Genomic DNA, 22,381 nt, shown 5'->3' on the forward strand with positions numbered 1-22,381 from the left:
GTTTAAAATGAGCACACTCATCGTTGTAATCCTCATCAATAGTCCCACTATTGATTTCGGCTTACGCCTAGATTGTGCTCATTTTAAACGACAACTCAAAATATAAACAAAGATCAACAGACCCTAGTTGCACTCAATTTTCAACAAATGCGAGAAGTGATCGGTTTGGAAACCACGGCTTAACATAAAGCGCCAAGCCTTCTGTTTCAGTACCGACGTCCACTCTGTTGGCGTATGATCGCCATATTTTTTAGTAAACACCTGCTCGGCAAGCGCAAACCAGTCAATCTCATCCGTTGCCAGTTGTTGCGCAATCAGCGCTGTTTCAATCCCTTTTTGCTGCAACTCCTGCCGAATCCGCAACGGACCGTAACCTTTGCGGCTGCGTACCAGCACAAAGTGTTGGCAAAAGCGCTGATCGCTTTGCCAGCCTTTGTGCTGGCAGTGTTCGATCACTGTTTCAATTTCGGCTTCACTGAATGCCTTTGCACGCATTTTCTGTTGAATTTCATACACACTGTAATCACGGCGCGCCAGCAAATTAAGAAGGTAAGATAAGGCGATATTATTCATAGCACAAAGAGCGGTTGTGAGGTTCGGTAATTTGTCTATTAAAGCATATTTTTGCGCAAAGTGCAGTGGGATACCGCACTTTGTTCTTAACGAGCGCCCACATTTTTATTATCCAGCTAGTTATCCAGCGCCATCGCCAACAGGGTAATCGGGTGCAAGCATTGGCGGCTGGTGGACATATCAATTTGCCATTTGCAGGTTTCACAATCGGAAACAATATAGTCAAACCCGCCTTGATCAATCTGTTGAAACAGGCCATTGCCAATCGCTTGTGCCGTGTCATAATTTTCCGCTTTGAAACCGTAAGTACCGGCAATGCCACAGCATTGTGAATTGAGCATCACAATCTCCAATTGCGGAATTTTTCGCAATACTTCAATGGTATACGGCACCCAACCGCTCTTTTCCATATGGCAGGCGGTATGATATGCCACTCGCAGCGGCAGTGGTTTCAGCGGCAACGTTTTGCCTTGCTGCAACAGGGTGTATAAATGGCGTGTCACCAATTGGATATGCGACCGCACTTTGTGATTGTCCAAGCCTAAAATATGTTGATACTCATCACGCAGGGTCAAGGTGCAGGTGGAAGAGGTGCCGACAATATCCAATTTGCGTTCGCTAATGGCTTTCTCCAATTGCAGAAGATTAAACTCACCTTGTTTTTTCGCCCGTTCTGGAAAACCATTGACCATCAATGGCACGCCACAGCATTTCTCTTTTTCCAACAACAGTACGCCGATATTCATTGCATTAAACACCTCAATCAGCTCTTTGCCCAAGGTAGGATTGTTGTAATTGACATAGCAGCCATGATAGTAACCCACTTTTTCTGCATACTGCTGCTGCCTTTCAGCTACCTTGGCATACCACTGGCGGAAAGTACCGAATGAATATTTTGGCAGGCTGCGCTGTTTGGCCACTTTCAGGGTTTTATCCAACAAGAAACGAGTGGCTTTCAAACCGGTCAGTGCGTTGACCACCGGTGCAAACGGCGTGGAAAGCGATCCCATGATATCAGTGTTGCTTAACACCGCATCACGCAGTTTTTGAATTGCCGGTTTATCCTGTTTTTTGCTGTAACGATTTCTGGCACGCACAATAATATCGCCGATTTTGACATCGGACGGGCAGGCGACTTCGCAACGTTTGCAGTTGGTGCAATACTTCAACGCTTCATCATAAAATTCGGCACTTTTCAAACGCAAGCGCTCGCCGTCAGGACCAGACTGTTTCGGCCCCGGATAGAACGGATTATTGCGTGAAACCGGACAAACGGCAGTACAAGCAGTGCATTTGATGCAGCTTTCAAAACTGTTGTCTTGATGAATTTGGGTTTGCGTACGCTCTGCCTGTTGAATCAATTCCTGTAAATTCATACGCTTTTCTCCTGCAAAATTCGGTCTGCCACTGCCAACGCCGTCACCACCGCCACGCCGGAACCACAACCTTGGTGAATCGCATCATAACCACCAACCACCGCGCCGATCGCATACAAATTATCGATCACCGTCTGTTGTTTCATCGCTTGGCAATGGGCATTAATTTTAGCGCCAAACTGTTGATAAGGCTGAGCCGCGGCAAAACGACGATGAGTCCACTGGCTGCGCTGTTGCCGGCTAAACAGATCGAGCCCGAAAATCGGTTCGACAATCTGATCGAATTCAGCAACCAAACCGTTACTGAAAAAACTGCCGCTTGCCAGCACATAATGATCGGCACTCAGCGCCACCTCTTCGTTCAAGCGGGTATAAAGTGCGGTCACGCGGTTTTCGTGCATCTCAGCACGCAGCACACTGTCGCCTTTCATCATAATCCCACCGGCCTGTTCAAAGGCTTGTTGCAATAAACGGTGTTGGCGAATGCCCAGCAGTGAAGGTGGCAAGGTTGGCAGTTCAAACAGTTTGATGCCGCAAGCTTGTTGTAACTGTTGTAAAAAGTCATCATTATCCAAACCGAAACACGCCGGCAAAAACGCCATGGTTGCCCCTTGCGCTGCTTTTTTCAGTTCAGCCACCAACTGCTGAAAATTCAGTTTGTGCTCTAACGCCTGTGAAATATTGATGCTGCGAAATTCACGGGCATCGTTGCGCAGGTGATCCAGCTCCGGGATATGCAGATAATCAAAATGAATCTGCCACTGTTGAAAGTGCGGTAGCTGCTGCATATTGTCGCACAGCAGTTGCGGCTGAAAATCGTTAAAGCCTTCGATGCCCAATACCGCGACTTTTTGTGGCGACAAAATTTTATCAGCCCAGTCAAAGGTCGGCACACTGGCAGGCGAAAGCCAGGTCGGACGCAGCGCACCCAACGGTGTCAGGCGCAAATGATTGTGCTGTCCACCATGAATCAGGTTTAAATTCAGCGCTGCGGCAAGCTGTTCAAATTGTGCCGCTTTCGCCAGCACGGTCTCCGCCCCTAACAAACTGTAAGGATGCTGCGGCTGTTGCTGTGCCAGTTGCACTAATCCTTGCGCTGCATATTGTACGTTTTCACCATTGGGCAGTTGGTTTAACAAATCCAGTGAACCGGAAGAAAAATCCAGTGCGCTCTGTCCATTGCTGACGATGGCACAGCGCTGGCCACTTTGTTGCAGGCGGATGCCACAAATCAGCCCAGCCAAGCCGCCACCGATAATTAAGCTATCAAACTTCATTGTTGTCGGTTCCTTGTAATTGTTGTGGTGTCGGCAGCGGCACATCATTCAGCCCCAGTAAGCCGTAATAAACCCATGAGGTAAATTCCGCTTCACGCAGCGCGTCGCCCCAAGCAATTGGTTCAATCCCGCGCCAGCGCTCTTCCATAAAAGAGGCCAGTTGCTGGGTGGATTGCTGCGGATTGGCGACTTTAAAGCGTGCCATCAGCCCGGCAGCACGGCAGGCACAGAGTTCACCTTGGCAAGTTCCCATGCCGACTCGGGTGCGGCGGCGCAAGTCAACCAAATTATTGACTTTCAATTCATCAACCGCATAGCGTACTTCGCCGGCAGTCACCGCCTCACATTCACAAATCAGGCTGCGATCCAGCCGCTCTTTTTCCAACAATGCACTGGCACGAGAACCGTGACGATACACCGCTGAAACGCGCAACGGCGTCGGCAGTGAAAAGATTTTTTGGTGGGTTTCGACCGCACTTTCATTCGAACCGGGCAATGCAAGCTGTGCGGTGCTGCAAAGTGCGGTTTTGTTGAGTTTTTTACAGGCGAGATCGGTCGCCCATTCTGCCATCAAACGGTAGGTGATCAATTTTCCGCCGGTAATGGTGATAAAGCCGTCTAAACCGTCGCGTTCAGCATGATCGAGCAACACAATGCCACGGCTGACATTACGCCCCGACGGATCATCGTCGGTTGCCACCAGCGGACGCACCCCGGCATAAGCGCGCAACACCCGGGTATGCCGTAGGCTAGGCGCCAATTTCTCGCCCTCACGGATCAAAATATCCACCTCTTCCGGTGTCACCTGCATATTATCAATTTGATCGTAAGGAATACGGCTAGAAGTAGTGCCGATCACGCTGATGGTATCGCCCGGCACCAGAATATCGGCATCTGCAGGCTTGCGACAACGGTTGATCACCATGCTGTTTAAACGGTGTCCCATCACTAACAAGGCGCCTTTTGCCGGGAACATTTTGATTTTCAGATCGGCATATTCGGCAATCCCTTGTCCCCAAATCCCTGCGGCATTGATCACCACCGGTGCAAAAAATTCTCGCTCGATTTTATTTTTATGATCAAAGGCTTTCACACCGATTACCCGACTGCCTTCACGGATCAACTGTCGCACTTCGCAATAACTGAACACTTGGGCGCCACGCTCTTTGGCATCAAGCATATTGGCAGAAGTTAAACGGAAGGGGTCGATGCTGCCGTCCGGCACCACAATCGCACCGATTAAATTCGGGTTGACCGACGGCTCCAAGCGACGCGCCAATGCAGGCTCAATTTGCAAAGCATCAATCCCGGCTTGTTCACAGGCTTGCAAAAACGGCTGTTGAAAGCTTAAATCATCTTCCGGCAGGGTGATAAACAGCCCTTTGCAATCGTCAATACAGTGTCTGGCGATTCGTTTTAGAATATTATTTTCGTCAATACACTCTTTTGCCGATTCCGGATCATTCACCGCATAACGACCACCACTGTGCAGCAAACCGTGGTTACGCCCGGTCGCTCCGGTGGCAATATCACGCCGTTCCAACAGCACCGCACTCAATCCGCGCAAGCTGCAATCACGGGCAATTCCCGCACCGGTCGCGCCGCCACCGATGATGATCACATCGCTATGTGAACGACAAGTAGACGTTGCGTTCATAAAAATCCCCACTATAAAAATTCGAATACGAAATTTGTTATTGAGAATTTTAACCCAGAGTGTCACTTTTTGCTATTCAATGTTCGAAAACAAACATTAAAATTAGGCTTTGATCACAATTTATTCGTTAAACCACCACTTTTTGCGCTATTTTAGTAACGTTGTTGTAGGGTCTTTCAATCAGCAGTTTGATACAAACGAAAACAGACTTCACCGCCGATTTTTTGTTTTAACAAGCGCCACGTCACCGGAACTTTCAGCGTTGCCAACTGCTTTTCAGTTTCGACATAAACCAAAGCCCCCGCAGCCAGCCAACCGTTATTTTGCAGCCGTTCAATCGTCGGTTCAATCAATTGCTGTTGAAATGGCGGATCCAAAAACACAATATCAAACGGCAGCTGAGAATTGCCTTGCGCCAACAGCTGCAAAGTATCGCCCTGAGTAATCAAGCCACGCTGAGACTCCAAACGCTGTAAATTCTGCTGCAACTGTTTGACCGCACTTTTATCCTGCTCAAAAAACTGCACTGCACTTGCCTGACGCGAAAGTGCTTCAAACCCCAAGCTGCCACTGCCGGCAAAACAGTCCAGACAACGAGCGCCGACAATATACGGCATCAGCCAGTTAAACAGGGTTTCTTTGATCCGATCGGTAGTCGGACGCAAACCTTGATGAGACAATACCGGCAGTTTACGCCCACGCCAGCGACCTGCGATGATCCGCACTTCGCCCTTGTTTTTGCTCGGAGAGTGAGCGCTTGCTTTGTTTTGCACCGACTGTGGATAACGGTGTGGTTTTTTCATGGAACAATTCCTGTTAGCAGAATAGGGGCTGTTGATCTTAGGGATAGTGTAGGTTATTTCACAGCAAAAAGGGATATTTCCTGCTGGAATCGATAACTTTATCTGTCAAATAACTAGGGTCTGCATCAAAAAAATCGTATTTTTTGTAAAGCCATTTGCGCTTCGTAATAAATATAATAATAATTCGCAATGTGCATCTATTTTTATTCGCTCGGATCCTATCGACTATGCAACCTATATCATTACTTGAACTCAAAAAAGGGCAGTCCGCTGTCATCAACTCCATTTTACACAATCCTGAATTTGGTAGTCTGGACTCAACCGTCACTCGTCGCCTACGTGATCTGGGCTTTTGCGAAAAAACCGCCATTACGGTGATCGCACACGGCTTTTTGGGTTCCCCGTTGGCAGTGCGACTGGCAAACGGTGCCCAATTTTCGCTGCGTGCGCAAGAAGCCGCCAAAATTCAATGTTGTCGCGGTTAACCCATAAAACGGAGTATGAAGTATGGCTGTTTTACGTGTTGCGCTGGTGGGGGCGCCCAATTGCGGTAAAACCGTATTATTCAATGCCTTAACCGGCGCCAGAGCCAAAGTGGCCAACTACCCGGGCGTCACCGTTGATCGCCGCAGTGGTGTATTCACCGCCGATAAAGACATTGAAATATTGGATCTACCCGGTACTTACAGCTTGCACACCACCAGCCCAGACGAAGAGGTGACACGCCAAGTCTTGCTGGGACAACGAGATTCGACAGCACGCCCCAACGTCATTTTAGCGGTTGCCGACGCCACCAATTTACGCATGAGTTTGCGTATGCTGTTGGAGTTGAAACAACTGGGGCTACCCATGCTGACATCGCTCAATTTGAGTGACGTAGCACGGCGACGCGGTCTGCAAATTGATATTCCTCAACTTTCACGCCTGTTGGGCATGCCGGTGGTCGAAACTACCGCCATCAGCCATAAAGGCACGCAAGCGCTTAAACAGGCGTTATTGGATTTTCCAAAATCCACTCATTCCACACCGTCAACCGCTCCTGATATTGAAAATCTGGACAGCGAAGCCCTCTACCGCCAAGCGGATCAGATTATTCAAGCAGTGGTGATCAAACAAACCCGACTGCCCGTATGGCACCAACGGCTGGATCAGGTGGTGTTGCATCCGATACTGGGCCTATTGTTACTATCAACCGTTTTGCTGCTGACCTTTCAGGCAGTCTACAGTTGGTCAGCGCCATTAATGGACGGAATAGAGAGCCTGATCGGACAGTTTGCCAACTGGGTGGGAACACGACTGCCTGAAGGCATTTTGCACAGTTTACTGGTAGACGGCATTATTGCCGGGGTGGGCAGTGTCGTTGTTTTTTTACCGCAAATTACAATTTTATTCTTATTTATCTTGTTACTGGAAGATTCCGGTTATCTGCCACGGGCTGCCTTTTTGCTGGATAATCTGTTTGATAAAATCGGGCTGTCGGGCAGAACTTTTATACCACTGCTGTCCAGCTTCGCTTGTGCAGTGCCATCGATTATGTCAGCACGCACGATTTCCAATCCTCGTGAACGCTTGGTCACGATTGCAATAGCACCACTAATGACTTGTTCTGCCCGTCTGCCGGTCTATGCGCTATTGATTGGGGCATTTATTCCGCAACGCACCGTTGGCGGGGTGTTTAATCTACAAGGATTAACGCTCTTCATCCTCTATCTGATTGGCATTTTATCGGCAGTCTTGGTCGCATGGTTTATGAAACGACTGGCGAAGCGTCGCGGTGGTATGCGCCAATTTCCGCTGCTGATGGAGTTGCCAACCTACCGTATGCCGAATTTCAAGCATATTGCACTCAGCTTATGGGAACGCATCAGTGCCTTTTTGAAGAAAGCCGGTAGTATTATTTTTGCCTTAAGCGTGATTTTATGGGCGCTGGTCTCTTTTCCTGCGGCCCCGGCGGATGCCACCTTACCGTCGATTGAATACAGTTTTGCCGGAATCTTAGGACAGTGGATTGAACCGTTGTTTGCCCCTCTAAGATTCAACTGGCAAATTTGTATTGCGATGATCACCGGGCTAGCCGCAAGAGAGGTGGTGGTCGCCTCGTTAGGCACTATCTATGCTGTGGCAGCCACCTCAGACGAACTATTACAGCAAAGTTTAGTACCTATTTTGCACGACAGTTGGGATTTGCCGACAGCCTTCGCACTATTGACTTGGTATATCTATGCACCGATGTGTGCAGCTACCCTGGTGGTCATCAAGCGAGAAACGAACTCTACGGGTAAAACCCTGTTAATCATCGGCTATTTGACGGCGCTAGCTTATTTTGGCGCATGGGTCGTGTATCACCTTACCACAAGGATCTTAACATAATGCAAGTTGTTATTGTTGCACTCATCGTCATTGCCGCTGCGGCTTATTTGGGAAAAAAATGGTTCGGCAAAAAACCATCCTCCGCCTGTGAAAAGTGCTGTGGCTGCGGACGTGGCAAAAATTGTCAATAAACAGCACTTTTTTATCTAACCCGGTGCGGTCTACGCTTTCCAGACCGTACTTCTGCTTTTAGCGCTGTTCCTTAGCACTTTTTCAGTTATAATCTAGCTTTGTTCAATCGGCTGAAAAATACCATGTTACCCAATTTTTCCTCCCTGCTGCGTAAAGTGCGGTTTTATCTACGACATAAAAGCCATCAAACTTGGCGCTTGTCGCGTAAAAGCGTGGAGTTTGTCTGCCTGCTGATCGGTGCGGGCTGGGTGGCGTTGTTCTCACTCGGCTTTGCATTATTGGCAGAATCCGGACTGGAATGGAACGCCCGATGGACGGCAGAATATCCGTTATTGGTCTGGCTGGTGCTGCCGCTCGGTTTGGTTGCGCTGGCTTGGTTCACCGGCAAATACACACCCTATGTCTCCGGCAGCGGTATTCCGCAAGTGATCGCCAGCATTTCCCTGCCTCACGGCAGCAATAAAACCCGTTTAGTCGCCTTCGGACAAACCTTATGGAAAATTCCGCTTACCTTTTTTGCCATGCTGATCGGCGCTTCGGTCGGACGCGAAGGTCCGTCGGTGCAAGTGGGCGCAGCGGTGATGTTGGCATGGGGCAATTTCTGCCGTAAACGCAACATAGCATTCAAAGGCTTAAGCAGTAATGAGTTAATGGCAACCGGTGCCGCCGGTGGTTTAGCCGCTGCGTTTAACGCGCCGCTAGCCGGTGTGATCTTTGCAATCGAAGAGCTGGGGCGCGGGGTGATGTTGCGCTGGGAACGGCGTGTGCTGCTCGGTGTGCTGGCGGCAGGATTCATCCAAGTGGCGATTATGGGCAACAATCCCTATTTTCCGCATTACAACGGCGCCACCGATATACCGCACTTATCTCTCTGGGTCTTACTCTGCGCCGCTGTGTGTGGCTTTTTCGGCGGCATCTTTGCCCGCTTATTGGCAAAAGGCTTGGCTGCTTATTCCCCGGCACGTTGGCGCGGTTGGATTCGGCGCCATCCGTTATGGATCGCTGCCCTGCTCGGACTGGTTTTGGCGGCATTGGGCAGTTACTCGAAAGGCGCCACCTACGGCACCGGTTACGATGTAGTCACGCATTTGCTACATGATGCGCCGCTGCCGGCAGAAGGTTTGGGCATTGCCAAGTTATTCGCCACCGTAGCAACTTATTGGGCGGGCATCGCTGGCGGGATCTTCACCCCGGCATTGACCACCGGTGCTGCCTTGGGCGCACAAATCTGGGAAGCCACCGGCGGTGTGGTTGATCAGCGTCTGCTGGTATTGTTATCTATGGCAGCATTTTTGGCGGCAGCCACCCAATCCCCGGTCACCGCCAGTGTGGTAGTGATGGAAATGACCGGCAGCCAACCGGTGCTGTTCTGGTTACTGGCGTGCTGTTTGTTGGCATCGTTGGTTTCGCGCCAATTCTGCCCGAAACCGTTTTACCACCTAGCTGCCAGCCGTTTCCGGCAACGTATTCAAGAAGAGAGTAATAAAGCCGCAGCCGTCACGCAAAGTAATCAACCGACTTAAAAAACAAGGATACTAATTTATTTTATGCACACTCATTACCGTGGTCGTTTTTCTGTTGCACCGATGCTGGACTGGACTACGCGCCACTGCCGCTATTTTCACCGTCAGTTTAGCCGACACGCCTTGCTTTACACCGAGATGATCACCACCGGCGCGATTATCCACGCCAAATATGATCATCTACGCTACGATCAAGGTGAACATCCGCTGGCGCTGCAACTGGGCGGCAGCGATCCGGCACAGTTGCGGCTGTGTGCGCAAAAAGCCGAACAATACGGCTATGACGAGATTAACTTGAATGTCGGCTGCCCGTCAGATCGGGTGCAAAACGGCTTTTTCGGTGCTTGTTTGATGGCAAAAGCCGATTTGGTCGCAGAATGTGTCGCTAAAATGCAAAGTGCGGTTTCAATTCCGGTGACGGTGAAAACCCGAATCGGGATTGATGAGTTTGACAGTTATGAATTTCTGTATGATTTTGTGCAAACGCTGGCTAATGCCGGTTGTCAAGAGTTTATCATTCATGCGCGCAAAGCCTGGCTGTCCGGCTTAAGCCCGAAGCAAAACCGTGAGATTCCTCCGTTGGATTACCAACGGGTTTATCAATTGAAACGCGATTTTCCGCAACTCTCTATCGTGATTAACGGTGGCATTAAAACCCTTGATGAGATGCAACAACATTTGCAGTTTGTCGATGGGGTGATGGTCGGACGCGAAGCCTACCAAAACCCCAGCCTGCTTGGTTACGTTGACCAAGTGTTGTTTGATCCGCAAAGTGCGGTCGTCACGCCACGGCAAGCGGTGGAAAAAATGTTGCCTTATATCGAAAAAGAATTGCAGGCAGGCACCCATTTAAACCATATCAGTCGCCATATGGTGGGCGCATTTCAGGGCTGTAAAGGCGCAAAACAGTGGCGGCGTTATTTAAGCGAAAATGCACATAAACCAAATGCCGGGACAGAAGTGGTGCAAACCGCACTTTCATTTATCGATTGAGCCTGACCTATGCCGAGTATTTGTGATTAAGATCACAAAAAAATTTTGAAAGTTAAACGCTTGAGATGATCTCTCAGCATTTATTCTCGGATTGGTGTAAACTCATACCACTATTTTTTAGCAAATAATTATTTCTATTTTGAACAGGAGAATCACATGGCTTCACGCAAAGAATTGGCAAATGCGATCCGCTTTTTAAGTATGGATGCGGTACAAAAAGCAAAATCCGGACACCCGGGTGCCCCGATGGGCATGGCAGATATTGCCGAAGTGTTATGGCGCGATTTTTTAGTACATAACCCAACCAACCCGAGCTGGGCAAACCGCGATCGCTTCGTACTGTCTAACGGACACGGCTCAATGTTGATTTATAGCTTGCTGCATTTAAGCGGCTACGATTTGTCCATCGAAGATTTAAAACAGTTCCGCCAGCTGCATTCCAAAACCCCGGGACACCCAGAATACGGCTATGCGCCGGGCGTAGAAACCACCACCGGTCCGCTGGGACAAGGCATCACCAATGCGGTTGGGATGGCCATTGCGGAAAAAACCTTAGCCGGTCAATTTAACCGTGCAGGACATGAGATTGTTGATCACCATACCTATGTATTCTTAGGCGACGGCTGTTTGATGGAAGGAATTTCGCACGAAGCCTGCTCTTTGGCAGGAACCTTGGGCTTAGGCAAACTGATTGCGTTTTATGACGACAACAACATCTCGATTGACGGTCATGTTGACGGCTGGTTCACCGACGACACCCAAAAACGCTTCGAAGCCTACGGCTGGCAAGTAATCCCGGCAATCGACGGACACGATGCGGCACAAGTTAAAAGTGCGGTTGAACAAGCCAAAGCGGAAAGCGGAAAACCGACATTGATTATTTGCAAAACCATTATCGGTTACGGCTCTCCGAACAAATCCAACTCCCACGACAGCCACGGCGCACCGCTGGGCGACGACGAAATTGCTTTAACCCGTAAAGCGTTAAATTGGGCACATGCGGCATTCGAAATTCCGACTGATATCTACGCTGAATGGGACGCAAAAGCCAAAGGTCAAGCTGCTGAAAAAGCCTGGGATGAAAAATTTGCTGCTTACCAAGCGGCTTATCCTGAATTAGCCGCCGAATTCAAGCGCCGTGTCAACGGCGACTTGCCGGCAAACTGGGCGGCACAATCACAAGCCTTTATCGAAAAATTACAAGCTAATCCGGCGGCAATTGCCAGCCGTAAAGCCTCACAAAACGCCATCGAAGCCTATGCACCGTTACTGCCTGAATTTTTGGGTGGCTCTGCCGACTTGGCAAGCTCGAATTTAACCTTGTGGTCTGGTTCAAAACCGATTCGTGCCAATATCGTCGACGGCAACTACATCAACTACGGCGTACGCGAATTCGGTATGTCGGCGATCATGAACGGGATTGCCCTGCATGGCGGCTTTATTCCTTACGGTGCTACTTTCCTGATGTTTATGGAGTATGCCCACAATGCTATTCGCATGGCAGCATTGATGAAACAGCGTGTGCTGTTTGTTTACACCCACGACTCCATCGGTTTAGGCGAAGACGGCCCGACCCACCAACCGGTTGAACAGACTGCTGCATTGCGTTTGATTCCGAACCTGCAAACTTGGCGACCTTGTGACCAAGTGGAATCTGCCATTGCCTGGAAAGCAGCGGTTGAGCGCAAAGACGGTCCGAGTGCAATGATTTTCACCCGCCAAAATCTGACGCAAATGGATCGCAGTGCACAGCAGTTGGCAGATGTTGCCCGTGGCGGCTATGTGCTGAAAGATTGTGATGGTACGCCGGACTTAATTTTGATTGCTACCGGTTCAGAAGTGGAATTGGCAGTGAAAGCCGCTGAACAGTTGAATGCGGAAGGTAAAAAAGTACGCGTTGTCTCAATGCCGTCAACCAATGTATTTGACGCTCAAGATCAAGCTTACCATGAATCCGTATTACCAAGTGCGGTCAGCAAACGTGTGGCAATCGAAGCCGGAATCAGCGATTTCTGGTACAAATACGTCGGCTTTAACGGTCGTGTTGTCGGCATGAACAGCTTTGGCGAATCTGCCCCGGCAGATCAACTGTTCAAACTATTCGGCTTCACCGTTGAAAACGTAGTAGCAAAAGCCAAAGAAATTTTGTAATACTAAAATTTGTCTAATAGTAAAATAATCCCTTTGTTTTAGTCTTAAACAAAGGGATTTTTTCTATTTTGTGAGCTTGATCATTTAAGCTAACTGTAATTTTGCTTTATTGTGTCACTATCCGTTGCTTTTCTGAACGGTATTGCTGTTAATAATAAGGAGAAGTTATGAAGAAAACGTTATTGGTTACCGCACTTTCACTCTGCACGCTCGCTCTAAGTTCTACGGTGTCGGCACAAAACCACGCTCACCAACATGACAATAATTTGGTGATTAAGGTGCAATTGCTTGATCCGGCCAACGGCAATCAGGATATCGGCGAAGTGGTCGTTACCGAATCAGACTATGGTCTGGTGTTCACACCGGCACTCAATGGTTTAACCCCAGGTTTACATGGTTTCCATATTCATCAAAACCCAAGCTGCGAACCACAAGAGAAAGACGGTAAAATAGTTGCCGGATTAGCCGCTGGCGGTCACTGGGATCCAAAAGAGACCAAGCAACACGGTTTCCCATGGCAAGATGATGCCCATTTAGGCGATTTACCGGCTTTAACGGTCAATGCCGACGGCACTGCAACCAATCCGGTGTTAGCACCACGTTTGAAATCACTAGATGAAATTCAAAATCGTGCAATCATGATCCATGCCGGTGGTGATAACCATTCCGATCACCCGGCGCCACTGGGTGGTGGTGGTGCCAGAATGGCGTGCGGTGTCATAAAATAATCGAGCACCGCACTTTTTACTTTAATAACAACATGTTATCAGGGCGGAAAGACCGTCCTGATATGTTATCCATTTTCTATTTTCCTCCTAGATTGTCGTATTTATGCGACGATAAACGCCTTCTTTTGCACTAAAACACCTATCAATCCAGTGAACTTTTATTGACTATTTCTATCTAAGTATCAAACAGGGGGGAAGTATGAAAAAATTACTGGAACATGATGTTACCGACGAACGGGTTTTTCACCAACGACGTAAAATTCTGACCGCACTTGGCGTAGGTGGAAGCAGTTTATTGCTGCCTAATGTCGTCTATGCGGACAATACCAGCACGCAAGCAACTTTATTAAAGCCAACCCCGGAAGAAAATATTATCGGTTATAACAATTTTTATGAATTCGGCGTCAGCAAACAAGATCCACAACATTATGCCAAGTCATTCAAAACCAACCCGTGGAAGCTAACGGTAGATGGCGCAGTCAACAATCCGCTTACCTTAGATTGGGATGACCTGCACCAACGTTTTACTACAGAAGAACGAATCTATCGTTTTCGCTGCGTCGAAGCCTGGTCAATGGTGGTACCATGGCTGGGATTTGAATTGAATAAATTACTCAAATTAGCCGATCCGAGCGCTAATGCCAAATATGTGCGCTTTGAAACCCTGTATGATCCACAACAAATGCCGGGACAACGTGATCGCTATACTGGCGGTGGTATTGATTATCCCTATGTTGAAGGTTTGACGATACAAGAAGCCATGCACCCGCTGACCTTAATGGCGACCGGTTTGTACGGCAAAGATTTGCTGCCACAAAACGGCGCACCGATACGTCTGGTTGTACCTTGGAAATACGGCTTCAAAAGTATTAAATCAATTGTCAAAATCACCCTGACCGAACAACAACCGCTGAATACCTGGCAGCGCCTCGCCCCGAACGAATATGGTTTTTACGCCAATGTTAATCCCGAAGTCGATCACCCGCGCTGGTCACAAGCCAGCGAACGGATTATCGGCAGTGGCGGGCTGTTTTCCAGCAAACGCCAAGCCACATTACCGTTTAACGGCTATGCCGATGAAGTGGCTTTCCTCTATCAAGGTTTAGATTTGAAGGTTAATTTTTGATGTTCAACTTTTTACGCCTTACCATCCACTGTGCCGGTTTGTTGCCGTTATTATGGTTGGGTTATATCCTGAATTATGGCGATATAAGCCTGATATTCGGCGCAGATCCAATTAAAGAATTAATCCATTTTTTGGGGCTGACCGCACTTTATTTTTTTGCTGCTCTGTTTAGTTTACGGATTATTAATCGGTTATATGGCAAGGGACGCCTACTGGCGCTGCATAAAACGCTAGGGTTGTGGGGATTATTTTGGTTAAGCTTGCATATTTTAAGTTATTTGGCGTTAGAGCTGGCATTTGATTACCGCCTGTTTTTGAATGAAATTATAAAGCGTCCTTATCTGATTGTCGGCGTACTGGCGTTTGTCTTTTTTCTGCTGCCTGCCGCCAGTTCAATCCCGATGCTACGCCACAAACTGGCAAAAAACTGGTTTATCCTGCACCAACTCAGCAACCTGGCGATTGTGTTAGCGATTATTCACTACTATTGGTCAACCAAAGGTATTGCCTTACAGCCGCTGATTTTTCTGGTTTTTGCAATTATGGTTTTAGCTTGGAAGTTTTTCAGCAATCAGATAATTGCCTACAAAAATAAAACCCGCCAGTTTTAAAAATGACGGGTTTTGCAATCGACTAAAAAAATTAACGTTTAGCTTTAGTTAATTTTTCCGTTAATTCATAGGCTTGTAATTTAGCCAATTCACGCGATAATTTCGATGATAACAAAGAATAATCCACGTCGCCGTGTTTCGCATGCGTATTTTCTTCAGCACGACGTTTGGCAGCCAGAATCCGGTCTTTATCCAGTTCATCACCACGAATCGCGGTATCGGCTAGCACTGTCACTACATGTGGCTGCACTTCAAGAAAACCACCAGATACATAGATCACTTCTAGTCCGCTTTCCTGCTTAATTTGTAGCACGCCGGGCTTGATTTCGGTCAACAACGGAGTATGCCCCGGTAAAATACCCAGATCCCCTTCAATACCGGAAACCTGAATACTGTTGACCTCACCATGGAAAATCTGTTTCTCCGCACTAACCACAGTCAGTTCAAATGAAGATGCCATGTTATTCTCCTTCAGTTCTGTTATTACTCACATACCCGAGGGAGTGATTACATTTTCTCGGCTTTTGCCAAGACTTCGTCGATCGAACCGACCATATAGAACGCTTGTTCCGGAATATGATCGTATTCGCCGTCCAAAATCCCTTTAAAACCGGCAATCGTATCTTTCAGCGATACATATTTACCCGGAGAACCGGTAAATACTTCTGCCACGAAGAACGGCTGCGATAAGAAACGCTCGATTTTACGCGCACGGGCAACAACCAATTTATCGTCTTCGGATAACTCGTCCATACCCAAAATCGCAATAATGTCTTTCAACTCTTTATAACGCTGTAAGGTTGATTGCACGCCACGTGCCACTTCGTAGTGATCTTTACCTACTACTAACGGATCCAATTGACGCGAAGTGGAATCCAACGGATCCACCGCCGGATAGATCCCCAACGAGGCAATTTGACGGCTTAATACCACGGTCGCATCCAAGTGAGCAAAGGTCGTTGCCGGAGATGGGTCAGTCAAGTCATCCGCCGGTACATACACCGCTTGAATCGAAGTGATGGAACCGGTTTTGGTTGAGGTGATCCGCTCTTGCAATACCCCCATCTCTTCCGCCAAAGTCGGTTGATAACCTACCGCAGACGGCATCCGACCTAAAAGAGCGGATACTTCGGTTCCTGCCAAGGTATAACGATAGATATTGTCCACGAAGAATAATACATCACGACCTTCATCACGGAATTTTTCCGCCATCGTCAACCCGGTCAACGCCACACGCAAACGGTTGCCTGGCGGCTCATTCATTTGACCGTACACCAGTGATACTTTATCCAATACGTTGGAATCCTGCATTTCGTGGTAGAAGTCGTTGCCTTCACGGGTTCGTTCACCCACGCCAGCAAATACCGAATAACCGGAGTGTTCAATCGCGATATTACGGATTAACTCCATCATATTCACGGTTTTACCTACACCGGCACCACCAAACAAGCCGACTTTCCCCCCTTTGGCAAACGGGCATACCAAGTCGATAACTTTGATACCGGTTTCCAAAAGTTCGGCACTATTGGATTGATCTTCATAACTTGGCGCTTCACGATGGATTGACCAGTTCTCTTCTGCCCCAATCGGACCTAATTCATCAATCGGCTCACCCAACACATTCATAATACGACCGAGAGTTTTCACTCCGACCGGCACTGAAATCGGGTTGTTGGTGTTGCTGACGCTCAAATGACGTTTTAACCCGTCTGACGAGCCCATTGCGATACAACGCACGATTCCGCCACCCAATTGTTGTTGAACTTCAAGGGTTAACCCGGTTTCCACTTTTAACGCATCATATACTTTTGGCACTGCATCTTGTGGAAATTCAACGTCAATGACGGCACCGATGATTTGTACAATTTTTCCTGTTGCCATTACCGATCCTCTACTTTTTCGTTAAATTGCCGCCGCACCGGCAACAATTTCGTTTAATTCATTTGTAATACTGGCTTGACGAGCTTTGTTGTAAACCAACTGCAAGTCGTTAATCAAGTTACCGGCATTATCCGTTGCCGACTTCATCGCCACCATCCGTGCCGCCTGTTCTGACGCCAAATTTTCGACCACTGCTTGATAAACCTGCGCTTCCAAATAACGGGTCAGCAGTTTATCCAACAGATATTTGGAATTTGGTTCATACAGGTAGTCCCAGCTGTTTTCAGTTGTAAGTTCGTCTTCTTCCAGCTCCGGTAATGGAATCAACTGCTGCACCACCGGTTTCTGTGCCATCGTATTGATAAATTTGTTATAGACAATATAAATGGCGTCATATTCACCGCTGCTATAACTATCAAACATTGTATTGGCAATACCGACAATTTGTTCCACTGACGGGGTATCTCCCATGCCGGAGGTTTGACCACGAATTGTCAAGCCTAAGGAGTGGAAAAAGCCGATAGCTTTCGACCCTAACAGCGCAATTTCTACATTAACTTGCTTGTCTTTCCACTGTTTAAACTCACTAAGTGCGGTTTTAAACAAATTAACATTTAAACCACCGCACAAACCACGGTCTGTCGAGATAACCAAAAAACCCACTTTTTTGATTTCACGTTCCACCAAAAAAGGGTGACGATATTCAATATTACCTTTGGAAACATGGCTAATTACGTTGCGTATTGCTGTAGAATACGGACGTGAAGAAGACATGCGTTCCTGCGTTTTGCGCATTTTTGAGGCTGCAACCATTTCCATTGCCTTGGTGATTTTTTGCGTGCTTTTCACACTGGCAATTTTGGTTCTGATCTCTTTCGCACCTGCCATTTCATCTCTCCGTTAGCGTTGGCTATTACCATGCACCTTTGGCTTTGAAATTATCTAAGATAGATTTTAATTTATCTTTGATAGTATCGTTATAGTCACCGGTTGCAGAAAGCTGTTTTAAGAATTCCGCTTCGTTGTTGTTGGCAAAATCAAATAAACTGCTTTCAAAAGAGGCTATACGATCCAACTCCACATCATCCAGATAACCAAATTCAACTGCAAACAACACCAAGGCTTGTTGACCGACGCTTAACGGTGAATATTGAGTTTGTTTCAATAACTCAGTCACTTTTTGACCATGCGACAACTGTTTACGGGTCGCTTCATCCAAGTCGGAAGCAAACTGAGCAAACGCCGCTAATTCACGGTATTGAGCAAGTGCGGTACGAATTCCGCCAGCCAATTTTTTCACCACTTTAGTTTGTGCCGCACCACCAACGCGTGAAACCGAAATCCCCGGGTTAACCGCCGGACGGATCCCTGAGTTAAACAAATCAGATTCCAAGAAAATCTGGCCATCGGTAATCGAGATTACGTTGGTCGGAACAAACGCTGATACGTCACCAGCCTGAGTTTCAATGATCGGAAGTGCGGTCAAAGAACCGGTTTTGCCTTTCACGCGCCCGTTAGTAAATTTCTCCACATACTCCGCACTAACGCGAGCAGCCCGTTCCAATAAGCGGGAGTGCAGATAAAATACATCGCCGGGGAACGCTTCACGACCCGGTGGGCGACGCAATAACAATGAGATTTGACGGTAAGCAACCGCTTGCTTAGATAAATCATCGTACACGATTAACGCATCTTCACCGTTGTCACGGAAAAATTCGCCCATTGCGCACCCGGAATACGGAGCCAGATATTGCAATGCCGCCGATTCAGCCGCTGAGGCAACCACGACGATAGTATTTTCCAGCGCACCATGTTCTTCCAATTTACGCACCACGTTAGCGATGGTCGAGGCTTTCTGTCCGACTGCCACATAAATACATTTAATATCGGAATCACGTTGGTTGATGATCGCATCGATTGCCAATGCGGTTTTGCCGGTTTGGCGGTCACCGATAATCAATTCGCGTTGACCACGTCCAATCGGCACCATGGAGTCAACCGCTTTATATCCGGTTTGTACCGGCTGATCGACCGATTTACGATCGATAACGCCCGGTGCAATCACTTCAATCGGCGAATAGTCATCAGCAACAATTTCACCTTTGCCGTCAATCGGTTGCCCTAAGGTATTCACGACACGACCCAATAAGTTACGTCCTACCGGCACTTCCAAAATACGACCGGTACATTGTACTTCCATACCCTCGGCTAAATCGGAATAAGGCCCCATCACCACCGCACCGACAGAATCTCTTTCCAAGTTCAACGCAATAGCAAAGCGGTTGCCCGGCAATGCAATCATTTCCCCTTGCATTGCATCGCTCAAGCCGTGGATACGGATAATCCCATCACTTACTGAAACGATGGTGCCGGTGTTGCGAGCTTCGCTCGTTACATTAAAATCGGCAATCCGTTTTTTAATCAGTTCACTAATTTCTGTAGAATTCAGTTGCATTTTCTATTCCTCTTACAATTGCAACTCATTGGCCAGACGATTTAATTGACCACGGCTGCTGCCGTCGATAACCAAATCATCGGTACGGATAATCGCGCCGCCAATCAGATTTTTATCAATGCTGCAATTTAATTTCACTTTGCGGGCAAGTCTTTTTTCCATTGCCTGGAGAATATTTTGTTGTTGTTTCTGCGTTAATGGTTCGGCGGAAATCACTTCAACATTAGCCAGCGATTTATATTGATCGACAAGCTCCTGAAACAGTTTAAATACCTCAGGAAGTGCCATTACGCGCTTATTTTCTGCCATTAGACGGATAAAATTCTGCCCATATTGATCCAGCTGATCGCCACATATATCAATGAAAGTCTTGGCGACTTTCTGCGGTGAAAAAGACTCTTTTAAAAAATGTTTAATATCGTCATTTTCTGCCACTTCGGCAACAAAACCCAACATGGCTTGCCATGCATCAACTCTGTTTTGTTCAACCGCAAAGTCAAATGCAGCTTTAGCATAGGGGCGTGCGACTGTGATATATTCTGACATTAGCCCCACCTTCCTATAGTTCTGCAACTAATTTATCAATAATGTCGCTGTTAGCCGCTTCATCAATCGAACGACCGACAATCTTCTCTGCTCCAGCCACTGCCAAGGAAGCGACTTTAACGCGCAATTCTTCCTGTGCACGTTTACGTTCTGCTTCAATTTCACTATAGCCCTGCTCGATAATTTTAGCTTTCAACGATTCTGCTTCAGACCGCACTTCGTCCAAAATTTCATTGCGACGTTTATTGGCTAAATCGACAATCTCTTGCGCTTGTTTTTTGGCACTATTCAGCTCTTGTTCAACCAAAACTTTGGTGTCAGATTGCTCTTTTTTAGCTGCTTCGGCTGCTGCCAAAGCATTGGCAATACCGGATTGGCGCTCTTCGATCGCTTTAATAACCGGTGGCCAGACAAATTTCATGCAGAACAAGACAAAAATCAAGAATGCAATCGATTGTCCAATCAGTGTTGCGTTAATATTCACAACGTCCTCCTCAATAATGCTTATCGGTTACGCCAACAAAATGGCGTAAGGCAAAAATTAACCCAATAACGCAGTAAACGGATTAGCGAAGATGAAGTATAACGCGATACCAACCGCAATCATTGAAATTGCATCAAGTAAACCGGCAACAATAAACATTCTTGTTAACAAAGAGTTAGCTAGTTCCGGTTGACGGGCTGCTGACTCCAGGAATTTTCCGCCCAACAAGCCGAAGCCAATAGCAGTACCTAATGCCGCAATTGAAATCATAATGGCAGAAGCGATGATTGTTGCAGTAATAACAGTTTCCATGATTTTCTCCATGTTTAAGTTAAAGTGTTGGCAAAATTGCCAGGTTAAAAATAAAAATACTCGTTAAAAATTAATGATCGGCTTTGTTATAAGCAATACTGATATAGACAATCGTCAACATCATGAAGATAAACGCCTGCAAAATAACCACCAAAATATGGAAAATTGCCCAAGCCACATGCATGAAGATACCTAGACCACCGATAACATAGCCGGCAGAATAGGTCAGTGCGATCAAGATAAAAATCAATTCACCGGCATACAGATTGCCGAACAACCGTAAACCAAGTGAAACCGGTTTGGCTAATAATGTTACAGTTTCCAATAGGAAGTTGACCGGAATAAAAATAGGGTGGTTGAAAGGGTGCATTGTGTATTCTTTGACCAAACCACCGAAACCTTTGGATTTTATTGTGTAGATAATAATCAAAAAGAATACGGCAATTGACATACCGAAGGTGATATTCATATCAGCCGTTGGTACTGCACGCAGATACTCAAAACCCATTGCATGAGCAATTTGTGGTAAATAGTCGACCGGAACAATATCCAAAGTATTCATTAACAACACCCAGACAAATACGGTCAAACCCAACGGTCCGATCACATTGCGACTGCCGTGGAAATTCTCTTTGACCATTCCGTCAACCCATTCGACCAGCATTTCAACCGCACATTGCAATTTTCCCGGCACACCACTGGTCGCTTTTTTAGCGACTTTACTGAAAATAAAGATAAACAGTAATCCGGTGACGACCGAGAAAAATAAGGAATCGATATTAACCGACCAAAAACCTTCACCGTGGGTGAGAAATGAGAGATGATGTTGAATATATCCAATAGAAGTTTGGGATGAACCTTCGGCAGCCATACAATTTCCTACTTCGTAAGTGAGTTGATTTTACTTTCTGTGTGCTTTTGCAATACAAAAGGTAAAAGATTATTAAGCAATATTAAACCAAAATAGCCGGCAAAAAACGCTAGCGGCGTTAGATCAATGTTAATAAAAACCAGCAATAATAAAATAATAGTTAAAACTATTTTAATTCCTTCCCCTTGATACAGCGCTTTTAACTTATGTTCCGGTTGCAAATTTGCACGCAGATAAAATACATAAACAACCAGTACCAGCTGCGGCAGCCAACCGATCAAAGCGCCCAATAAAAACGGGAAGGAGAATGCGGGTTGTAACAATCCGATTAACGCATAAACAATCAAGATTAATGCCAGTTCGATAATAAACGCTTTATGATAAAGTTTTCTGTTTCTATCCAATACTGCTGACATCTGATTTCCTATTCACCAAAATCATCTTTTTATTGTTTAGGTGAAGTTATGCCTAGTGTTAAAAACTACCTAAAACGGGGTAATCTCCGCGCTAAC

General features: G+C 47.0%; 23 protein-coding genes. 9 read left to right on the forward strand and 14 right to left on the reverse strand.

What is annotated here, in order from left to right; translation table 11 throughout:
* Window positions 1-123: 123 nt before the first annotated feature.
* From recX to rsmD, 5 genes are all read right to left on the reverse strand, one after another.
* Window positions 124-573, reverse strand: a complete 450-nt coding sequence (gene recX, locus FHQ30_RS00390) for a recombination regulator RecX (protein WP_139610649.1) — start codon at window positions 571-573, stop codon at window positions 124-126.
* 116 nt (window positions 574-689) lie between these two features.
* Window positions 690-1,949 (reverse strand): anaerobic glycerol-3-phosphate dehydrogenase subunit GlpC, encoded by a 1,260-nt coding sequence (glpC, locus tag FHQ30_RS00395; RefSeq protein WP_139610650.1) that lies wholly within the window; start codon window positions 1,947-1,949, stop codon window positions 690-692.
* Entirely contained in the window at window positions 1,946-3,226 is a 1,281-nt protein-coding gene (gene glpB, locus FHQ30_RS00400; protein ID WP_139610651.1) for a glycerol-3-phosphate dehydrogenase subunit GlpB, read from the reverse strand. The genes glpC and glpB overlap by 4 nt, the downstream gene beginning before the upstream one ends.
* The gene (glpA, locus tag FHQ30_RS00405; RefSeq protein ID WP_132965343.1) at window positions 3,216-4,883 is read right to left on the reverse strand and encodes an anaerobic glycerol-3-phosphate dehydrogenase subunit A; all 1,668 of its coding nucleotides are present in this window, start codon (window positions 4,881-4,883) and stop codon (window positions 3,216-3,218) included. The genes glpB and glpA overlap by 11 nt, the downstream gene beginning before the upstream one ends.
* Before the next feature lie 176 nt (window positions 4,884-5,059).
* A complete protein-coding gene (gene rsmD / locus FHQ30_RS00410; RefSeq protein ID WP_139610652.1) occupies window positions 5,060-5,686 on the reverse strand; it encodes a 16S rRNA (guanine(966)-N(2))-methyltransferase RsmD in 627 nt (208 codons plus the stop codon).
* A 227-nt stretch (window positions 5,687-5,913) separates the two neighbouring features.
* Here rsmD and FHQ30_RS00415 point away from each other — a divergent pair, with 227 nt between their 5' ends.
* The 9 genes from FHQ30_RS00415 to msrQ all read left to right on the forward strand — a co-directional run bounded on the left by FHQ30_RS00415 (window position 5,914) and on the right by msrQ (window position 15,320).
* Window positions 5,914-6,171: a FeoA family protein gene (locus tag FHQ30_RS00415; RefSeq protein WP_139610653.1), complete on the forward strand. Its 258-nt coding sequence runs from the start codon at window positions 5,914-5,916 to the stop codon at window positions 6,169-6,171.
* A gap of 22 nt (window positions 6,172-6,193) precedes the next feature.
* Window positions 6,194-8,056 (forward strand): ferrous iron transporter B, encoded by a 1,863-nt coding sequence (gene feoB / locus FHQ30_RS00420; protein ID WP_139610654.1) that lies wholly within the window; start codon window positions 6,194-6,196, stop codon window positions 8,054-8,056.
* Entirely contained in the window at window positions 8,056-8,187 is a 132-nt protein-coding gene (locus tag FHQ30_RS00425; RefSeq protein ID WP_176552602.1) for a FeoB-associated Cys-rich membrane protein, read from the forward strand. The genes feoB and FHQ30_RS00425 overlap by 1 nt, the downstream gene beginning before the upstream one ends.
* 123 nt (window positions 8,188-8,310) lie before the next feature.
* Entirely contained in the window at window positions 8,311-9,711 is a 1,401-nt protein-coding gene (locus tag FHQ30_RS00430; RefSeq protein ID WP_139610656.1) for a chloride channel protein, read from the forward strand.
* A gap of 24 nt (window positions 9,712-9,735) precedes the next feature.
* Window positions 9,736-10,704 carry a tRNA dihydrouridine(20/20a) synthase DusA gene (dusA, locus tag FHQ30_RS00435; protein ID WP_139610657.1) on the forward strand — a complete coding sequence of 323 codons (969 nt, stop codon included), beginning with the start codon at window positions 9,736-9,738 and terminating at the stop codon, window positions 10,702-10,704.
* 156 nt (window positions 10,705-10,860) lie between these two features.
* Window positions 10,861-12,855, forward strand: a complete 1,995-nt coding sequence (gene tkt / locus FHQ30_RS00440; protein ID WP_139610658.1) for a transketolase — start codon at window positions 10,861-10,863, stop codon at window positions 12,853-12,855.
* A 167-nt stretch (window positions 12,856-13,022) separates the two neighbouring features.
* Window positions 13,023-13,583, forward strand: a complete 561-nt coding sequence (gene sodC / locus FHQ30_RS00445; protein WP_139610659.1) for a superoxide dismutase family protein — start codon at window positions 13,023-13,025, stop codon at window positions 13,581-13,583.
* Window positions 13,584-13,782: 199 nt separating this feature from the next.
* Window positions 13,783-14,709, forward strand: a complete 927-nt coding sequence (gene msrP / locus FHQ30_RS00450) for a protein-methionine-sulfoxide reductase catalytic subunit MsrP (protein WP_139610660.1) — start codon at window positions 13,783-13,785, stop codon at window positions 14,707-14,709.
* Window positions 14,709-15,320 (forward strand): protein-methionine-sulfoxide reductase heme-binding subunit MsrQ, encoded by a 612-nt coding sequence (gene msrQ / locus FHQ30_RS00455; protein WP_139610661.1) that lies wholly within the window; start codon window positions 14,709-14,711, stop codon window positions 15,318-15,320. The genes msrP and msrQ overlap by 1 nt, the downstream gene beginning before the upstream one ends.
* A 31-nt stretch (window positions 15,321-15,351) precedes the next feature.
* Here the strand turns inward: msrQ and FHQ30_RS00460 are convergent, their stop codons facing one another.
* The 9 genes from FHQ30_RS00460 to FHQ30_RS00500 form a co-directional block, all read right to left on the reverse strand.
* Window positions 15,352-15,780 carry a F0F1 ATP synthase subunit epsilon gene (locus FHQ30_RS00460; RefSeq protein ID WP_132965357.1) on the reverse strand — a complete coding sequence of 143 codons (429 nt, stop codon included), beginning with the start codon at window positions 15,778-15,780 and terminating at the stop codon, window positions 15,352-15,354.
* A gap of 47 nt (window positions 15,781-15,827) precedes the next feature.
* On the reverse strand, window positions 15,828-17,201 hold the full coding sequence (gene atpD / locus FHQ30_RS00465; protein ID WP_132965359.1) for a F0F1 ATP synthase subunit beta: 1,374 nt from the start codon (window positions 17,199-17,201) through the stop codon (window positions 15,828-15,830).
* Between the two features lie 21 nt (window positions 17,202-17,222).
* Window positions 17,223-18,089 (reverse strand): F0F1 ATP synthase subunit gamma, encoded by an 867-nt coding sequence (gene atpG, locus FHQ30_RS00470; RefSeq protein WP_132965361.1) that lies wholly within the window; start codon window positions 18,087-18,089, stop codon window positions 17,223-17,225.
* A 25-nt stretch (window positions 18,090-18,114) separates the two neighbouring features.
* Window positions 18,115-19,656: a F0F1 ATP synthase subunit alpha gene (gene atpA / locus FHQ30_RS00475; RefSeq protein WP_139610662.1), complete on the reverse strand. Its 1,542-nt coding sequence runs from the start codon at window positions 19,654-19,656 to the stop codon at window positions 18,115-18,117.
* A gap of 12 nt (window positions 19,657-19,668) precedes the next feature.
* The gene (atpH, locus tag FHQ30_RS00480; protein ID WP_132965365.1) at window positions 19,669-20,202 is read right to left on the reverse strand and encodes a F0F1 ATP synthase subunit delta; all 534 of its coding nucleotides are present in this window, start codon (window positions 20,200-20,202) and stop codon (window positions 19,669-19,671) included.
* A gap of 13 nt (window positions 20,203-20,215) precedes the next feature.
* Window positions 20,216-20,686, reverse strand: coding sequence for a F0F1 ATP synthase subunit B (gene atpF / locus FHQ30_RS00485; protein ID WP_132965366.1), 471 nt, complete (start codon window positions 20,684-20,686; stop codon window positions 20,216-20,218).
* A 57-nt stretch (window positions 20,687-20,743) separates the two neighbouring features.
* Entirely contained in the window at window positions 20,744-20,998 is a 255-nt protein-coding gene (atpE, locus tag FHQ30_RS00490; RefSeq protein ID WP_132965367.1) for a F0F1 ATP synthase subunit C, read from the reverse strand.
* Window positions 20,999-21,068: 70 nt separating this feature from the next.
* On the reverse strand, window positions 21,069-21,869 hold the full coding sequence (gene atpB, locus FHQ30_RS00495; protein WP_139609483.1) for a F0F1 ATP synthase subunit A: 801 nt from the start codon (window positions 21,867-21,869) through the stop codon (window positions 21,069-21,071).
* Window positions 21,870-21,877: 8 nt separating this feature from the next.
* The gene (locus FHQ30_RS00500; protein ID WP_139610663.1) at window positions 21,878-22,285 is read right to left on the reverse strand and encodes an ATP synthase subunit I; all 408 of its coding nucleotides are present in this window, start codon (window positions 22,283-22,285) and stop codon (window positions 21,878-21,880) included.
* Window positions 22,286-22,381 lie beyond the last annotated feature (96 nt).

The sequence above is a fragment of the Testudinibacter sp. 'clade 2' genome (assembly GCF_006227735.1).
Taxonomy (GTDB): domain Bacteria; phylum Pseudomonadota; class Gammaproteobacteria; order Enterobacterales; family Pasteurellaceae; genus Chelonobacter.

Coding starts and splice junctions, on each gene's coding strand:
- recX (WP_139610649.1), bottom strand. CDS start 573: ATGAATAATATCGCCTTATCTTACCTTCTTAATTTGCTGGCGCGCCGT.
- glpC (WP_139610650.1), bottom strand. CDS start 1,949: ATGAATTTACAGGAATTGATTCAACAGGCAGAGCGTACGCAAACCCAA.
- glpB (WP_139610651.1), bottom strand. CDS start 3,226: ATGAAGTTTGATAGCTTAATTATCGGTGGCGGCTTGGCTGGGCTGATT.
- glpA (WP_132965343.1), bottom strand. CDS start 4,883: ATGAACGCAACGTCTACTTGTCGTTCACATAGCGATGTGATCATCATC.
- rsmD (WP_139610652.1), bottom strand. CDS start 5,686: ATGAAAAAACCACACCGTTATCCACAGTCGGTGCAAAACAAAGCAAGC.
- FHQ30_RS00415 (WP_139610653.1), top strand. CDS start 5,914: ATGCAACCTATATCATTACTTGAACTCAAAAAAGGGCAGTCCGCTGTC.
- feoB (WP_139610654.1), top strand. CDS start 6,194: ATGGCTGTTTTACGTGTTGCGCTGGTGGGGGCGCCCAATTGCGGTAAA.
- FHQ30_RS00425 (WP_176552602.1), top strand. CDS start 8,056: ATGCAAGTTGTTATTGTTGCACTCATCGTCATTGCCGCTGCGGCTTAT.
- FHQ30_RS00430 (WP_139610656.1), top strand. CDS start 8,311: ATGTTACCCAATTTTTCCTCCCTGCTGCGTAAAGTGCGGTTTTATCTA.
- dusA (WP_139610657.1), top strand. CDS start 9,736: ATGCACACTCATTACCGTGGTCGTTTTTCTGTTGCACCGATGCTGGAC.
- tkt (WP_139610658.1), top strand. CDS start 10,861: ATGGCTTCACGCAAAGAATTGGCAAATGCGATCCGCTTTTTAAGTATG.
- sodC (WP_139610659.1), top strand. CDS start 13,023: ATGAAGAAAACGTTATTGGTTACCGCACTTTCACTCTGCACGCTCGCT.
- msrP (WP_139610660.1), top strand. CDS start 13,783: ATGAAAAAATTACTGGAACATGATGTTACCGACGAACGGGTTTTTCAC.
- msrQ (WP_139610661.1), top strand. CDS start 14,709: ATGTTCAACTTTTTACGCCTTACCATCCACTGTGCCGGTTTGTTGCCG.
- FHQ30_RS00460 (WP_132965357.1), bottom strand. CDS start 15,780: ATGGCATCTTCATTTGAACTGACTGTGGTTAGTGCGGAGAAACAGATT.
- atpD (WP_132965359.1), bottom strand. CDS start 17,201: ATGGCAACAGGAAAAATTGTACAAATCATCGGTGCCGTCATTGACGTT.
- atpG (WP_132965361.1), bottom strand. CDS start 18,089: ATGGCAGGTGCGAAAGAGATCAGAACCAAAATTGCCAGTGTGAAAAGC.
- atpA (WP_139610662.1), bottom strand. CDS start 19,656: ATGCAACTGAATTCTACAGAAATTAGTGAACTGATTAAAAAACGGATT.
- atpH (WP_132965365.1), bottom strand. CDS start 20,202: ATGTCAGAATATATCACAGTCGCACGCCCCTATGCTAAAGCTGCATTT.
- atpE (WP_132965367.1), bottom strand. CDS start 20,998: ATGGAAACTGTTATTACTGCAACAATCATCGCTTCTGCCATTATGATT.
- atpB (WP_139609483.1), bottom strand. CDS start 21,869: ATGGCTGCCGAAGGTTCATCCCAAACTTCTATTGGATATATTCAACAT.
- FHQ30_RS00500 (WP_139610663.1), bottom strand. CDS start 22,285: ATGTCAGCAGTATTGGATAGAAACAGAAAACTTTATCATAAAGCGTTT.